Genomic DNA, 14,520 nt, shown 5'->3' on the forward strand with positions numbered 1-14,520 from the left:
AAACGCCCAGGGTCGAAAGATCATGGGCGTTTTTTTATGCGGGTGTCGAGGCGGGGTTCTGGCGCCAGTAACCCGTGATTGCTGGCATTTCGGCCATCTATAAGGCCTTGAAATACAAGGGGTGGCACAGGGCTAGCAAAAAAACTCAAAAAAATCCTCAAGCAACCTGCATTCACGACGATAACTATTACGAAGGTTCTCTAGGCCACACCCGGCGGTTGCCAGGGCCGGAAGCCGCAGTATCCAACTCACGAGGATTTCGTCATGGCAATGTCCGTAAACACCAACATCACTTCCCTGGGCGTCCAGAAGAACCTGAACAAAGCATCCGACGCTTTGAGCCAGTCGATGAACCGTCTGTCTTCCGGCCTGAAAATCAACAGCGCCAAAGACGACGCCGCTGGCATGCAGATCGCCAACCGTCTGAACAACCAGGTCAAAGGCCTGAACGTTGCCATCGCTAACGCCAACAACGGTGTTTCGATCGCCCAGACCGCTGAAGGCGCAATGCAAGAATCCACCAACACCCTGCAGCGTCTGCGTGAACTCGCCCTGCAAGCGGCGAACGGTGATAAAAGCGACGCTGACCGTGTTTCCCTGCAACAAGAATTCACCGCTAAAGTGGGCGAGCTGAACCGCATCGCTTCCACCACCACCTTTGGTGGTCGTAACCTGCTGGACGGCTCGTTCAACAACGTGGCGTTCCAGATCGGCGCCAACGCCAACGAGACTATCTCGTTCGGTATGACTGATATCAGCGCTACTGCTCTGAAAGGTAATTTCAGTGAAGCGACCGTCGCTGGTACTGCGATGGAAGGCTTGAGCGCGACCTCTACTGGTTCCGTATTGTCTACTGGTACTGCAACGGCCACGAGTACAGCTGATCTGACCCTGACCGCTGGTGGTGGCGGGTCTTCAATTCTTGCTGCTGATGTAATTACCATTAATGGCAATGCAATCACTGGGTTGGCGGATGGTGATTTCGGTACGGCTGTAGCTGCAAGAATCCAAGCTGCCGATCCTACTGTAACTGCATCGTTCGACGACACCACGGGTGTGTTCACTCTTACCTCTTCTTCTCAAATCACCATCGGTGGTGCTGATGCAGGCAAGCTTGGCCTTGCAGCTGTAACCCCAGCTACTGGCTCGTCGCCCAAGACTGGTGCTGCAGCTATGGGGGCCGTCGGTGGTATCTCCGTCAATGGTACTAATGTTGCTTGGACTGCAACCAGCACCATTCAAGATGTACTGGACGGTATTACCGCTGTAGGTGGTATCGCCTCCGCCGCAATCGGTACTGATGGTCGCATCAAGGTTACGTCTGAAGATGGCAACGATGTCAAACTGACCAACACTGTCAGCGGCTCGCTGTCGCAACTGGGTTTGGCTGCAGGTACCTCCCAAGCCAAACTGACCGAAGACACTTCGATCAGCCTGAACGGCGTAGAAGTCAAATTCAAGAAGGGCGATACCAGCGACGCGATCGTAGCTTCGATCAACAGCGCCAGCACCGGTGTTATGGCTAGCAAAGCTGCTGACGGTACTCTGTCGCTGTTCGCTGACAAGAACATCGTTATCGCTGACGGTAGCGCAGGTACCGGTCTGGAGAAACTGGGTCTGACAGCTGGCACCACTACCGCTGTTACCCTGGAAACCACCGTTTCCGACCTGAACATCCTGTCCGCCGCTTCGTCCCAGCAAGCCATCCAGGCCCTGGACGACGCCATGCAGCAGATCGACAGCCAGCGTTCGCAGCTGGGTGCGGTGCAAAACCGTTTCGCCAGCACCGTGGCCAACCTGCAGAGCATTTCGCAGAACTCCTCGGCTGCCAAAGGCCGCGTAGAAGACGCTGACTTCGCTTCCGAAGCCGCTGAACTGACCAAGCAACAAACCCTGCAACAGGCTTCCACTGCGATCCTGTCCCAGGCCAACCAACTGCCATCCGCTGTACTGAAGCTGCTTCAGTAATATCGGCTAGCGGTTAATCAACGGGGGGGTGCTAACGTGCCCTTCCGTTTTTTCAGTTTGGAGGTGATGACATGGACATGAGCATCAAGCTGAACGCGTCATACCCGGCTGCTACCACCCAGGCTCCCGCCACGGCTGCGACCCAGGCCAAGCCTGTCCCGCAGGCCGAGACCGAACCCGCCGAGGAGCCACAGCGCGTGGCATTGGAAAAAGCTGTTACCGATATGCGTGAGTTTGTGCAGGCTTCACAGCGCAACCTGGATTTTTCCATCGATGACTCCACCGGCAAAGTAGTGGTCAAGGTGATCGCTACCGACAGTGGCGAAGTGATTCGACAAATTCCATCGGAGACTGCGCTGAAGCTGGCGCAGAACCTGAGCGATGCCAGCAGCCTGTTGTTTGATACAAGGGCTTGAGTTGGCACGAAACATGTTTCTGATTGCTGCTTGGGCGTTCGTACGCCAAAAAAGCGGCAACCGCAGGACAAGGAGAGTAGCAAATGGCTAGTTCAACGATTTCCGGCCCAGGTTCGGGCTACGACACCCAAGCCATCGTCAAGGCGTTGGTGGGGGCCGAACGCGCGCCCAAAGAGGCGCAGATCACCGCCCAGCAGAAAGACGCCACCGTCAAACTGTCGGCCGTGGGCTCTGTGAAAACGGCGCTGGAAGCCTACCAGGCGGCAATCACCAAGTTGAACAACCAGTCCGCCTTCAATGGTCTGGCCGCCACGACCTCCGAAGAAAAAAACGCCAAGGTCACCCTGGGTGACGGCGCGGCCCCTGGCAAATACGTCCTTAAGGTGGAGAATCTGGCGACCTCGTCCAAGGTCTCCAGCAAAGTCATCGAAGGTGGCGCCTCGGGCAAGGCCAACGCTAGCGATGAGACTCAGACGCTGACGATTACCCAGTCGGGTAAAAACTACGATGTATTGGTGCCTGGAGGCGCGACCTTGCAAGAGGTTCGCGAATCCATCAATACCCAGCTTTCTGCCCAGGGCATCAGTGCCAACGTTCTGAGTGACTCCAACGGCGGGCGCCTGATCTTGACCTCCAGCACTAGCGGTGTAGGCACCGACATCACCCTCAGTGGTGACTCGGAGCTGGCGGTCGGTTATGACAAGGGTACGTCGCCGGTGAACGCCATATACTCCATCGATGATGTCGTGATGGAGTCCACCAGCAACAAGATCACTTCCGCGATCAGCGGCGTGACCCTGGAGCTGCTGGATGGTGACCTGGAAAAAAAGGTTACGCTGACCGTAGCCAGCAACACCGACACCCTGAAGACCTCGGTGCAGTCGTTCGTCACCGCCTACAACGCGCTGATGACTGCCATCAACACCCAGACCAAGGTCACCGCCACCGGCGATGCTTCCACCACTACAGCGGGGGCCTTGACCGGTGATGCGTCGATGCGTCAGTTGGTCTCCAGCCTGCGTTCCGAGCTGGTCAACGGCAAGGGTGTGGGCAGCATTAGCAGTCTGGCCCAGATGGGCATCACCACTGACCAGAAAACCGGCTTGTTGAGCCTGGAAGACAAGGCGTGGGACAAGGCTGTGGTCAAGGGCGCAGGCGATATCGCCAAGATGTTCACCGGCGACACCGGCCTGATCACGCGCATGAACAAGGCGACCAGCAGCTATGTCGGTACCACCGGCACCCTGGCGACCCGTGCGACAGATCTCAACAACAAGCTGACTGATCTGACCACTGAAAAGGTTGACCTGGACCGCCGCATGGAAGCCCTGCAGAAGTCCCTGTCGGCCAAGTACACCGCCATGGACACGATGATCGCGCAGATCAACTCCCGCAGTTCCAGCATCATGACCACCCTCAACGCGCTGAACAATCCTAAGTCGAACTGATGAATGGTGCGCCCGCAGGCCCTGAAAAAGGGCCCGGGCACTCGGTGAGGGATTAAAGTTTTTCTCGGTACAGTCGAAAAACTACTTAAGCAATCCTATTTGACTGTGGCCTGTAACGAGGTAGCAACATGAACCCTATGAGAGCCCTTCGCCAATACCAGAAGGTCAATTCCCACGCCCAGATCTCCGAAGCCAGCCCGCACCGTCTGGTGCAGATGCTGATGGAAGGCGGCCTCGATCGCATGGCTCAGGCCAAGGGCGCATTGAGCCGTGGTGATATCGCCCAGAAGGGCCTGATGCTGGGCAAGGCGATTGAAATCATCTCCGGCCTGCGTGATGGCCTGGAGCCGGAAAAAGCCGAAGATCCAGCGGCGGTGCAGCAACTGGATGCGTTGTACGAGTACATGAGTAACCGTCTGGTTGAGGCCAATGGCGTCAACGATGCCGACATGATCGACGAAGTCGCACGGTTGTTGATTACTGTCAAAAGTGGCTGGGATGCCATCGCGCCACAATAGGGCCGTCGGCCTTGAGGAACACAGCATGAGCCACGCACTGCAACGGATCGACGAAACCCGCGACGCCTTGGTTGGCGCGCTGGCAGAGCGCAATTGGGATGCGATCAGCGAATTGGACATGGGCTGCCGTGTCTGGATCGACGAGGTGCTCAGCGAAGCGCCGGTGGACGAGGACGCGCTGCGGGAGAAGCTGGAGAGCCTGTTAGCGGTCTACCAGCAGTTGCTGGAAGTGACGACCGGCGAGCGCCAGGCGATATTTGAAGAGATGTCGCAGATCAACCAAGCGAAAAATGCGTCAAAGGTTTACCATCTGTTCGGCTGATCTGGCTCAGTTAATCCGAACATGGTGCGTCATAAATTTGACTGTTCGCATAATTTTGACTTAACTAGTGCTATTTTCAGACGTCAGGTATCCGTAGCGCAGAAAACGCCTACAGCTATCTAGATTGCCCCGATTCGAGGGCATTTGAGTTTTACTAGGGAAGTTGCTATTGCATGTGGCGTGAAACCAAAATTCTGCTGATCGATGACGATAGCGTTCGCCGCCGCGACCTGGCGGTGATTTTGAATTTTCTTGGCGAAGAAAATTTGCCCTGCGGCAGCCATGATTGGCAGCAGGCTGTCAGCTCTTTGTCGTCGAGCCGTGAAGTCATCTGTGTGCTGATCGGGACGGTAAACGCTCCTGGCGCAGTTCTGGGCCTGTTAAAGACACTCTCAACCTGGGATGAGTTCCTTCCGGTGTTGCTGATGGGTGATATTTCTTCCGTGGATTTGCCGGAAGACCAGCGCCGCCGTGTACTTTCCACCCTGGAAATGCCCCCCAGCTACAGCAAATTGCTCGACTCCCTGCACCGTGCCCAGGTCTATCGCGAGATGTACGACCAGGCCCGCGAGCGCGGACGTCACCGCGAACCCAACCTGTTCCGCAGCCTGGTCGGCACCAGCCGTGCGATTCAGCACGTGCGCCAGATGATGCAGCAAGTGGCCGATACCGACGCCAGCGTGCTGATCCTCGGCGAGTCAGGCACCGGCAAGGAAGTGGTCGCACGTAACCTGCATTACCACTCCAAGCGCCGCGACGGACCTTTTGTGCCGGTCAACTGCGGGGCGATCCCGGCAGAACTGCTCGAAAGCGAACTGTTCGGCCACGAGAAGGGCGCCTTTACCGGGGCGATCACCAGCCGTGCCGGGCGTTTTGAGCTGGCCAACGGTGGCACCCTGTTCCTCGACGAAATCGGCGATATGCCATTGCCGATGCAGGTCAAGCTGCTGCGCGTGTTGCAGGAGCGCACCTTCGAGCGCGTGGGCAGCAACAAGACCCAGAGCGTCGATGTGCGGATCATTGCCGCGACGCACAAGAACCTCGAAAGCATGATCGAGGTCGGCAGCTTCCGCGAAGACCTGTACTACCGCCTCAACGTATTCCCCATCGAGATGGCCCCGCTGCGCGAGCGTGTGGAAGACATCCCGTTGCTGATGAACGAACTGATCTCGCGCATGGAACACGAAAAGCGCGGCTCGATCCGTTTCAACTCCGCCGCGATCATGTCCCTGTGCCGCCACGGCTGGCCGGGCAACGTGCGCGAGCTGGCCAACCTGGTGGAGCGCATGGCAATCATGCATCCATACGGGGTGATCGGCGTGGTCGAGCTGCCCAAGAAGTTCCGCTATGTCGATGACGAAGACGAACAGCTGGTGGACAGCCTGCGCAGTGATCTCGAGGAGCGGGTGGCGATCAATGGCCATACCCCGAACTTCGGCGCCACCGCCATGCTGCCGCCCGAAGGCCTGGACCTGAAGGACTACCTCGGCAGCCTCGAACAAGGGCTGATCCAGCAAGCCTTGGACGACGCCAATGGCATCGTTGCCCGCGCCGCCGAGCGCCTGCGCATCCGCCGCACCACGCTGGTAGAGAAGATGCGCAAGTACGGCATGAGCCGTCGTGAAGGTGATGAACAGGCGGATGATTGACGCCTGTTTTTTAACCTACTGAAAAATAAGGATATTTTTTCCGGCACGGGTATTGCTATAGCACTCGCAACGTTCCGTTTAACTGACGGTCAGCCAAGCGAGAGAGCACGATGCCCCACGCCGCCCACCTTTCTTCAGTCCCTGACACCCAGGGACTTGTCCCGTCCGTAGAGCAGATCAGCCGGCAAGGGCTTGAGCAGGCGTTTTCGCTGTTCAGCCAGATGTCCAGCCAGTTGACGGACTCCTACAGCTTGCTGGAAGCCCGGGTTTCGGAGCTCAAGGGCGAGTTGGCGGTGGTCAGTGCCCAGCGCATGCAAGAGCTGGCCGAGAAAGAGCGCCTGGCCAACCGTCTGCAAAACCTTCTCGACCTGTTACCCGGTGGCGTGATCGTGATCGACGACCAGGGCCGCGTACGCGAAGCCAACCCCGCGGCCTGCGACCTGCTGGGCCTGCCGCTGGAAGGCGAGCTGTGGCGCCATGTCATCACGCGCTGCTTTGCCCCCCGTGAAGACGACGGCCACGAAATTTCCCTCAAGGATGGGCGCCGCCTGTCCATCGCCACCCGTTCCCTGGACGCTGAGCCCGGCCAACTGGTGCTGCTCAACGACCTGACGGAAACCCGGCACCTCCAAGACCAATTGGCGCGCCATGAGCGCCTGTCGTCCCTGGGGCGGATGGTTGCTTCTTTGGCGCATCAGATTCGCACACCGCTGTCCGCCGCGTTGATCTACGCCAGTCATTTGACTGATGAACAATTGCCGGCCGCCACCCATCAGCGGTTTGCCGGACGGCTCAAGGAGCGCCTGCATGAGTTGGAGCACCAGGTACGCGACATGCTGGTCTTCGCCCGGGGCGAGTTGCCGCTGACCGACCGGGTCACGCCTGCCGCCTTGCTGCAGGCGCTGCAGGCCGCCGCTGCCACCCATGTCCAGGAAGCCTCGGTGCGCTGGCAGTGCGACAGTCATTGGGGTGAGTTGCTGTGTAACCGCGACACCCTGGTGGGTGCGCTGCTCAACCTGATCGAAAACGCCAGCCAGGCCAGCGGCCCGGGTGCGCGCCTCAAAGTGCACCTGTACAGCCGTGAGCAAACCCTGCGCCTGTGCATCAGTGACAGCGGCAGTGGGATTGATCCGGCGGTGTTGCAGCGCCTGGGTGAACCCTTTTTTACCACCAAGACCAATGGCACCGGTCTCGGGCTGACCGTGGTCAAGGCAGTGGCCCGTGCCCATCAGGGAGAATTGCACTTGCGTTCCCGTGTGGGGCGCGGCACCTGTGCATTGATAACGCTGCCGCTGTTTTCCGGCGCGGCCAGCGCGGAGTAAAGAACACGCATACGACCTGTGGCGAGGGGGCTTGCCCCCCTCACCACGGGGCACCAAATGCAGCTGCCTTTTCAAAAACCTTGAAAAGGATGGGAGTAAGGATAAATGGCTATCAAGGTTTTACTGGTTGAAGACGATCGCGCCCTGCGTGAAGCACTGGCTGACACGCTGCTGTTGGCGGGCCATGACTATCGGGCGGTCGGTTCGGCCGAGGAAGCCTTGCAGGCCGTGGAGCAAGAGTCCTTCAGCCTGGTGGTCAGCGACGTCAACATGCCCGGCATGGACGGCCACCAGTTGCTAGGCCTGCTGCGCGCACGCCAGCCGCAACTGCCGGTGCTGTTGATGACCGCCCACGGCGCGGTGGAGCGCGCCGTCGATGCCATGCGCCAGGGCGCGGCAGACTACCTGGTCAAGCCCTTCGAACCCAAGGCCCTGATTGAGCTGGTGGCGCGCCATGCGCTTGGCGTCGTGGGTGTTGCAGACGGCGAGGGCCCGATTGCTGTCGAGCCGGCCAGTGCGCAATTGCTGGAGCTGGCGGCCAAGGTCGCCCGCAGTGATTCCACGGTGCTGATCTCCGGCGAGTCCGGCACCGGCAAGGAGGTGTTGGCGCGCTACATCCACCAGCAATCTCACCGCGCCAGCCAGCCGTTTATCGCGATCAACTGCGCGGCGATCCCCGACAACATGCTCGAAGCCACCTTGTTCGGCCATGAAAAGGGCTCGTTCACCGGCGCCATCGCCGCCCAGGCCGGCAAGTTCGAGCAGGCCGATGGCGGCACCATCCTGCTCGACGAAATCTCCGAAATGCCCCTGGGCCTGCAAGCCAAGCTGCTGCGCGTGCTGCAAGAGCGCGAAGTGGAGCGGGTGGGCGCGCGCAAGCCGATCCAGCTGGATATCCGCGTGGTCGCCACCACCAACCGCGACCTTGCTGGCGAAGTGGCAGCAGGGCGCTTCCGCGAAGATCTGTTCTATCGGCTCTCGGTGTTCCCGTTGGCCTGGCGCCCGTTGCGTGAACGCCCGGCCGATATCGTGCCGCTGGCCGAGCGCCTGTTGAGCAAGCACGTCAATAAAATGAAGCACGCTCAGGCGCGCCTGTCGGCCGAAGCCCAGGCTTGCCTGATCAGTTACCCATGGCCCGGCAACGTGCGCGAGCTGGACAACGCGATCCAGCGCGCGCTGATTTTGCAGCAGGGCGGCCTGATCCAGCCCCAGGACTTCTGCCTGGCCGTCGGCGCCGGTAGCGCGCCAATGCCGAGCCTGGCCCCGGCCCCACAGGAAAGCGCCCCGGCCGAGGCCGCTGGCGGTCTTGGTGACGACCTGCGTCGCCGTGAATTCCAGATGATCATCGACACCCTGCGCGCCGAGCGTGGCCGCCGCAAAGAAGCGGCCGAGCGCCTGGGCATCAGCCCGCGCACCCTGCGCTACAAGCTGGCGCAAATGCGCGATGCCGGGATGGATGTGGAAGCATTCCTTTTCGCGAGCTGAGATACACATCAGCTGACAAGGTTTGTCGGCTTTTCTTACGAGTTGCCAAGGAGCTGGCACCCTTGTTGCTACTACCCGTACTAACCGCTGCGTAGTGTCAAAAAATTGCGGGTCGTCGGAGAGAGAAGTTCATGAGCCAAGGTGTTGAGTTCAATCGGTTGATGTTGGATATGCGATCCATGCAAATGGACGCCATGTCCCAGCCGAAATCCGTCGCACAAGCGCCGGAATTGGGCCAAAGCAGCTTTGCCGATATGCTCGGTCAAGCCATCAACAAAGTCAGCGATACCCAGCAGGCCTCCAGCCAACTGTCGACGGCCTTTGAAATCGGCAAGAGCGGCGTGGACCTCACCGACGTGATGATCGCTTCGCAGAAAGCCAGCGTTTCCTTCCAGGCCTTGACCCAGGTGCGTAACAAGCTGGTTCAGGCTTATCAAGACATCATGCAGATGCCGGTTTAAGGACGAGATTTAAGTCATGGCAGAAGCAGTCGTGGATAACGTACCCGCCAAGACAGACGGCAAACCGCCGCTGTTTGGCCTGTCGTTCCTGGAAAACCTCTCCGAAATGACCATGTTGCGTCAGGTGGGCCTGATGGTCGGTCTGGCTGCCAGCGTGGCAATTGGTTTTGCCGTGGTGTTGTGGTCCCAGCAGCCTGATTACCGGCCGCTCTATGGCAGTCTGGCGGGGATGGACGCCAAGCAGGTCATGGAAACCCTGGCCGCCTCCGATATTGCCTACACCGTCGAGCCCAACTCCGGCGCCTTGCTGGTCAAGGCCGACGACGTCGCCCGTGCCCGCTTGAAGCTGGCCGGCGCGGGCGTGGCGCCGACCGATGGCAACATCGGCTTTGAGATCCTCGACAAAGACCAGGGCCTGGGTACCAGCCAGTTCATGGAAGCCACCCGCTACCGTCGTGGCCTGGAAGGCGAACTGGCGCGCACCATCGCCAGCCTGAATAACGTCAAGGGTGCCCGTGTGCACCTGGCCATCCCGAAAAGCTCGGTATTCGTACGCGATGAGCGCAAGCCCAGCGCCTCGGTACTGGTCGAGCTGTTTGCCGGGCGCTCCCTGGAGCCGGGCCAGGTCCTGGCCATCGTCAATCTGGTGGCGACCAGCGTTCCCGAGTTGAGCAAATCACAGATCACCGTGGTCGACCAGAAAGGCAACCTGCTTTCCGACCAGGCGGAAAACTCCGCGCTGACCATGGCCGGCAAGCAGTTCGACTACAGCCGCCGCATGGAAAGCATGCTCACCCAGCGCGTGCACAACATCCTGCAGCCGGTACTGGGCAACGACCGCTACAAGGCCGAAGTGTCTGCCGACGTGGACTTCAGCGCTGTCGAGTCGACCTCCGAGCAGTTCAACCCCGACCAGCCGGCCCTGCGCAGCGAGCAATCGACCAGCGAACAGCGCACTGCCGCCAATGGTCCTCCGCAAGGCGTACCCGGCGCCCTGAGCAATCAGCCGCCAGCCCCGGCCAGTGCCCCGCAAACCACCGGTGGCGCCGCCGCGACCGCCAGCGCGATCCAGCCCGGCCAGCCGCTGTTGGACGCCAACGGCCAGCAAATCATGGACCCGGCCACCGGCCAGCCAATGCTCGCGCCATACCCGGCTGACAAGCGTCAGCAGTCCACCAAGAACTTCGAGCTGGACCGCTCCATCAGCCACACCAAGCAACAGCAAGGGCGCTTGAACCGCCTGTCGGTGTCGGTGGTGGTGGATGACCAGGTCAAGATCAACGCCGCCAACGGCGAAACCACCCGCGCGCCGTGGACCGCCGATGAATTGGCGCGCTTCACGCGCCTGGTGCAGGACGCCGTGGGCTTCGATGCCAGCCGTGGCGACAGTGTCAGCGTGATCAACATGCCGTTCTCCCTGGAGCGCGCTGAGGTGATCGCCGATATTCCGTTCTACTCTCAACCCTGGTTCTGGGACATCGTCAAACAAGTGCTGGGGGTGTTGTTCATCCTGGTGCTGGTGTTCGGCGTGCTGCGCCCTGTGCTCAACAACATCACCGGCCACGGCAAGAAGCAGCTGGCGCCGTTCGGCGATGTCGAGTTGGGTGGCATGGGCGGCCTGGATGGCGAACTGGCCAACGACCGCGTCAGCCTCGGCGGGCCGCAGAGCATTCTGCTGCCAAGCCCGAGTGAAGGGTATGACGCGCAGTTGAATGCAATCAAAAGTCTGGTGGCAGAAGACCCGGGTCGTGTGGCCCAGGTCGTGAAAGAGTGGATCAACGCAGATGAGTGATAATCGAGCCTCTGTTGCCAAGCTGACCCGGGTCGACAAAGCCGCCGTGCTGCTGCTGTCCCTGGGTGAGACCGACGCTGCCCAAGTGCTGCGCCATATGGGCCCCAAGGAAGTGCAACGGGTCGGTGTGGCCATGGCGCAGATGCGCAATGTGCACCGCGAGCAAGTCGAGCAGGTGATGAGCGAGTTCGTCGAGATCGTCGGCGACCAGACCAGCCTGGGTGTCGGCTCCGACAGCTACATCCGCAAGATGCTCACCTCGGCCCTGGGCGAAGACAAAGCCAACGGCCTGATCGACCGCATCCTGCTGGGCGGCAACACCAGCGGCCTCGACAGCCTCAAGTGGATGGAACCACGGGCGGTGGCGGACGTGATCCGTTACGAGCACCCGCAGATCCAGGCGATTGTCGTGGCCTACCTGGACCCGGACCAGGCCGGCGAAGTGCTCGGCCATTTCGACCACAAGGTGCGCCTGGACATCATCCTGCGCGTCTCGTCGTTGAACACCGTGCAACCGGCGGCCTTGAAAGAACTGAACACCATTCTGGAGAAGCAGTTCTCCGGCAACTCCAACGCGGCCCGTACCACCCTGGGTGGTATCAAGCGCGCGGCCGACATCATGAACTTCCTCGACAGCTCGGTGGAAGGCCAGTTGATGGACTCGATCCGCGAGATCGACGACACCCTGTCGGTGCAGATCGAAGACCTCATGTTCGTGTTCAACAACCTGTCCGATGTCGACGACCGTGGCATCCAGGCGTTGCTGCGTGAAGTGTCCTCCGATGTGCTGGTGCTGGCCCTCAAGGGCTCGGACGAGGGCGTCAAGGAAAAGATCTTCAAGAACATGTCCAAGCGTGCCTCGGAACTGTTGCGCGACGACCTCGAAGCCAAGGGTCCGGTGCGCGTCAGCGACGTGGAAACCGCACAGAAAGAAATCCTCACCATTGCCCGCCGTATGGCCGAAGCCGGAGAAATCGTTCTCGGCGGGAAGGGCGGCGAAGAAATGATTTAAGGCGCAGCGCATGTCGAACAATGATGAGACGCCCAGCGATCTGATTCGCGCCCGGGACGTCGGCGGGTTCGACGTCTGGTCGCTGCCCAGCTTCGACCCGCATAGGCCTGAGCCCGAGCCTGAGCCGGTCGAAGAAGTGCCGGTGGAGATGGAAGAAGTGCCCCTGGACGAAGTCCAGCCACTGACCCTCGAAGAACTCGAAAGCATCCGCCAGGAGGCTTACAACGAAGGCTTTGCCACCGGCGAGAAAGAAGGGTTTCACAGCACCACGCTCAAGGTTCGCCAGGAAGCTGACGCGGCCCTGAGTGCCAAGCTGGCCAGCCTGGAACGCCTGATGGGCAGCCTGTTCGCGCCGATTGCCGAGCAGGATTCGCAGTTGGAAAAGTCCATGGTGGGCCTGGTGGAACACATCTCCCGCCAGGTTATCCAGCGTGAGTTGGTGCTGGACTCCAGCCAGATTGAAAGCGTGATGCGCGAAGCCCTCAAGTTGCTGCCCCTGGGCGTTGGCAATGTGCGGCTGTACATCAACCCTCAGGATTTCGAGCAGGTCAAAGCCCTGCGCGAGCGCCATGAGGAGACTTGGCGGATTGTCGAGGATGCCGCGTTGCAGCCTGGCGGTTGCCGGGTCGAGACCGAGCACAGTCGTATCGACGCTACGGTCGAGACGCGCATTGCGCAGATCATGGCCAAGCTGTTCGACCAGTTGCACGAGCAGGTGCTGCATCCGGCGGCGCCCGACCTGAGCATCGACCTGGACGCCCCGGATGCGCCTTGACCGCACCAGCTTCGCCAAACGCCTGGGCGCTTATGCCGAAGCCACCGAGTTGCCCGGCCAGCCGATCCTAGAGGGCCGCCTGCTGCGCATGGTCGGCCTGACCCTTGAAGCCGAGGGCCTGCGCGCCGCCATGGGCAGCCGCTGCCTGGTGATCAACGATGACAGCTACCACCCGGTGCAGGTGGAAGCGGAAGTCATGGGCTTTTCCGGCAGCAAGATATTCCTGATGCCGGTGGGCAGTCTTGCCGGTATCGCACCGGGGGCGCGGGTCGTGCCACTGGCCGATACCGGGCGCCTACCGATGGGCATGAGCATGCTCGGCCGGGTACTCGACGGCGCCGGCCGCGCCCTCGACGGCAAGGGCGGGATGAAGGCCGAAGACTGGGTGCCAATGGACGGCCCGACCATCAACCCGCTCAAGCGCAACCCCATCAGCCAGCCGCTGGACGTGGGTATTCGCTGTATCAACGGTTTATTGACGGTAGGTCGCGGCCAGCGCCTGGGCCTGTTCGCCGGTACCGGTGTGGGCAAGAGTGTGCTGCTGGGCATGATGACGCGCTTTACCGAGGCCGACATTATCGTGGTCGGCCTGATTGGCGAGCGGGGCCGTGAGGTCAAGGAGTTCATCGAGCATATCCTCGGTGAAGAGGGCCTCAAGCGCTCGGTCGTGGTGGCCTCGCCGGCGGACGATGCGCCGCTGATGCGTCTGCGCGCGGCTATGTACTGCACGCGGATTGCCGAATATTTTCGCGACAAGGGCAAGAATGTCCTGTTGCTGATGGACTCCCTCACCCGTTTCGCCCAGGCCCAGCGGGAAATCGCCCTGGCCATTGGCGAGCCGCCGGCAACCAAGGGCTATCCGCCATCGGTATTTGCCAAGCTGCCCAAGCTGGTGGAGCGGGCGGGTAATGCCGAGGCCGGTGGTGGCTCGATCACGGCGTTCTACACCGTACTCTCTGAAGGCGATGACCAGCAGGACCCGATTGCCGACTCGGCGCGGGGTGTGCTCGACGGGCATATCGTGCTGTCCCGGCGCCTGGCCGAGGAAGGGCACTACCCGGCCATTGATATCGAAGCGTCCATCAGCCGGGTGATGCCGTCGGTGGTCAGCGCCGAGCATATGACCCGCGCCCAGCAGTTCAAGCAGTTGTGGTCGCGCTACCAACAGAGCCGCGACCTGATCAGCGTGGGGGCCTATGTGGCCGGTGGCGACCGCGAGACCGACCTGGCGATTGCCCTGCAACCGCAACTGGTGACCTACCTGCGCCAGGGCCTGAACGACAATATCAGCATGGCCGAAAGCGAAGCGCACCTGGCGTCGGTGTTCGCCCCTGCGCCTGGCGGTTAACCGG

The 14,520-nt window shown here is 60.7% G+C and carries 13 protein-coding genes; all 13 read left to right on the forward strand.

The features are described from left to right. Window positions 1–264 precede the first annotated feature (264 nt). The 13 genes from K1X80_RS08755 to fliI all read left to right on the forward strand — a co-directional run bounded on the left by K1X80_RS08755 (window position 265) and on the right by fliI (window position 14,516). Window positions 265–1,968, forward strand: coding sequence for a flagellin (locus K1X80_RS08755; protein ID WP_186626280.1), 1,704 nt, complete (start codon window positions 265–267; stop codon window positions 1,966–1,968). Between the two features lie 71 nt (window positions 1,969–2,039). After that, window positions 2,040–2,384, forward strand: a complete 345-nt coding sequence (locus K1X80_RS08760; RefSeq protein ID WP_120732229.1) for a flagellar protein FlaG — start codon at window positions 2,040–2,042, stop codon at window positions 2,382–2,384. A gap of 83 nt (window positions 2,385–2,467) precedes the next feature. Then, entirely contained in the window at window positions 2,468–3,832 is a 1,365-nt protein-coding gene (gene fliD, locus K1X80_RS08765) for a flagellar filament capping protein FliD (protein ID WP_186626281.1), read from the forward strand. Between the two features lie 128 nt (window positions 3,833–3,960). Beyond that, window positions 3,961–4,350: a flagellar export chaperone FliS gene (fliS, locus tag K1X80_RS08770; RefSeq protein ID WP_029292498.1), complete on the forward strand. Its 390-nt coding sequence runs from the start codon at window positions 3,961–3,963 to the stop codon at window positions 4,348–4,350. A 25-nt stretch (window positions 4,351–4,375) separates the two neighbouring features. Then, complete coding sequence (locus K1X80_RS08775; RefSeq protein WP_057438799.1) at window positions 4,376–4,672, forward strand: flagellar assembly protein FliT; 297 nt, start codon at window positions 4,376–4,378, stop codon at window positions 4,670–4,672. 173 nt (window positions 4,673–4,845) lie between these two features. Next, complete coding sequence (locus K1X80_RS08780) at window positions 4,846–6,321, forward strand: sigma-54 dependent transcriptional regulator (protein ID WP_057960246.1); 1,476 nt, start codon at window positions 4,846–4,848, stop codon at window positions 6,319–6,321. 110 nt (window positions 6,322–6,431) lie between these two features. After that, the gene (locus tag K1X80_RS08785) at window positions 6,432–7,643 is read left to right on the forward strand and encodes a PAS domain-containing sensor histidine kinase (RefSeq protein ID WP_057438801.1); all 1,212 of its coding nucleotides are present in this window, start codon (window positions 6,432–6,434) and stop codon (window positions 7,641–7,643) included. A 105-nt stretch (window positions 7,644–7,748) separates the two neighbouring features. Further along, window positions 7,749–9,128 carry a sigma-54 dependent transcriptional regulator gene (locus tag K1X80_RS08790; RefSeq protein WP_057960245.1) on the forward strand — a complete coding sequence of 460 codons (1,380 nt, stop codon included), beginning with the start codon at window positions 7,749–7,751 and terminating at the stop codon, window positions 9,126–9,128. A 131-nt stretch (window positions 9,129–9,259) separates the two neighbouring features. Then, complete coding sequence (gene fliE, locus K1X80_RS08795) at window positions 9,260–9,589, forward strand: flagellar hook-basal body complex protein FliE (protein WP_057438803.1); 330 nt, start codon at window positions 9,260–9,262, stop codon at window positions 9,587–9,589. A gap of 16 nt (window positions 9,590–9,605) precedes the next feature. After that, the gene (gene fliF / locus K1X80_RS08800; RefSeq protein ID WP_115127660.1) at window positions 9,606–11,381 is read left to right on the forward strand and encodes a flagellar basal-body MS-ring/collar protein FliF; all 1,776 of its coding nucleotides are present in this window, start codon (window positions 9,606–9,608) and stop codon (window positions 11,379–11,381) included. Further along, window positions 11,374–12,393 (forward strand): flagellar motor switch protein FliG, encoded by a 1,020-nt coding sequence (fliG, locus tag K1X80_RS08805; RefSeq protein ID WP_029292514.1) that lies wholly within the window; start codon window positions 11,374–11,376, stop codon window positions 12,391–12,393. Before fliF ends, fliG begins: the two co-directional genes overlap by 8 nt. A 10-nt stretch (window positions 12,394–12,403) precedes the next feature. Then, window positions 12,404–13,168, forward strand: a complete 765-nt coding sequence (gene fliH, locus K1X80_RS08810) for a flagellar assembly protein FliH (RefSeq protein ID WP_120732238.1) — start codon at window positions 12,404–12,406, stop codon at window positions 13,166–13,168. Continuing rightward, window positions 13,158–14,516: a flagellar protein export ATPase FliI gene (gene fliI, locus K1X80_RS08815; RefSeq protein ID WP_057438806.1), complete on the forward strand. Its 1,359-nt coding sequence runs from the start codon at window positions 13,158–13,160 to the stop codon at window positions 14,514–14,516. The genes fliH and fliI overlap by 11 nt, the downstream gene beginning before the upstream one ends. Window positions 14,517–14,520: the final 4 nt, after the last annotated feature.

It is taken from the genome of Pseudomonas sp. So3.2b (assembly GCF_019464415.1).
In the GTDB taxonomy this organism is placed as follows: domain Bacteria; phylum Pseudomonadota; class Gammaproteobacteria; order Pseudomonadales; family Pseudomonadaceae; genus Aquipseudomonas; species Aquipseudomonas shahriarae.

What these genes read in the sequence shown, in the direction of transcription:
- K1X80_RS08755 (WP_186626280.1), top strand. Translation starts at nt 265, where the DNA reads ATGGCAATGTCCGTAAACACCAACATCACTTCCCTGGGCGTCCAGAAG.
- K1X80_RS08760 (WP_120732229.1), top strand. Translation starts at nt 2,040, where the DNA reads ATGGACATGAGCATCAAGCTGAACGCGTCATACCCGGCTGCTACCACC.
- fliD (WP_186626281.1), top strand. Translation starts at nt 2,468, where the DNA reads ATGGCTAGTTCAACGATTTCCGGCCCAGGTTCGGGCTACGACACCCAA.
- fliS (WP_029292498.1), top strand. Translation starts at nt 3,961, where the DNA reads ATGAACCCTATGAGAGCCCTTCGCCAATACCAGAAGGTCAATTCCCAC.
- K1X80_RS08775 (WP_057438799.1), top strand. Translation starts at nt 4,376, where the DNA reads ATGAGCCACGCACTGCAACGGATCGACGAAACCCGCGACGCCTTGGTT.
- K1X80_RS08780 (WP_057960246.1), top strand. Translation starts at nt 4,846, where the DNA reads ATGTGGCGTGAAACCAAAATTCTGCTGATCGATGACGATAGCGTTCGC.
- K1X80_RS08785 (WP_057438801.1), top strand. Translation starts at nt 6,432, where the DNA reads ATGCCCCACGCCGCCCACCTTTCTTCAGTCCCTGACACCCAGGGACTT.
- K1X80_RS08790 (WP_057960245.1), top strand. Translation starts at nt 7,749, where the DNA reads ATGGCTATCAAGGTTTTACTGGTTGAAGACGATCGCGCCCTGCGTGAA.
- fliE (WP_057438803.1), top strand. Translation starts at nt 9,260, where the DNA reads ATGAGCCAAGGTGTTGAGTTCAATCGGTTGATGTTGGATATGCGATCC.
- fliF (WP_115127660.1), top strand. Translation starts at nt 9,606, where the DNA reads ATGGCAGAAGCAGTCGTGGATAACGTACCCGCCAAGACAGACGGCAAA.
- fliG (WP_029292514.1), top strand. Translation starts at nt 11,374, where the DNA reads ATGAGTGATAATCGAGCCTCTGTTGCCAAGCTGACCCGGGTCGACAAA.
- fliH (WP_120732238.1), top strand. Translation starts at nt 12,404, where the DNA reads ATGTCGAACAATGATGAGACGCCCAGCGATCTGATTCGCGCCCGGGAC.
- fliI (WP_057438806.1), top strand. Translation starts at nt 13,158, where the DNA reads ATGCGCCTTGACCGCACCAGCTTCGCCAAACGCCTGGGCGCTTATGCC.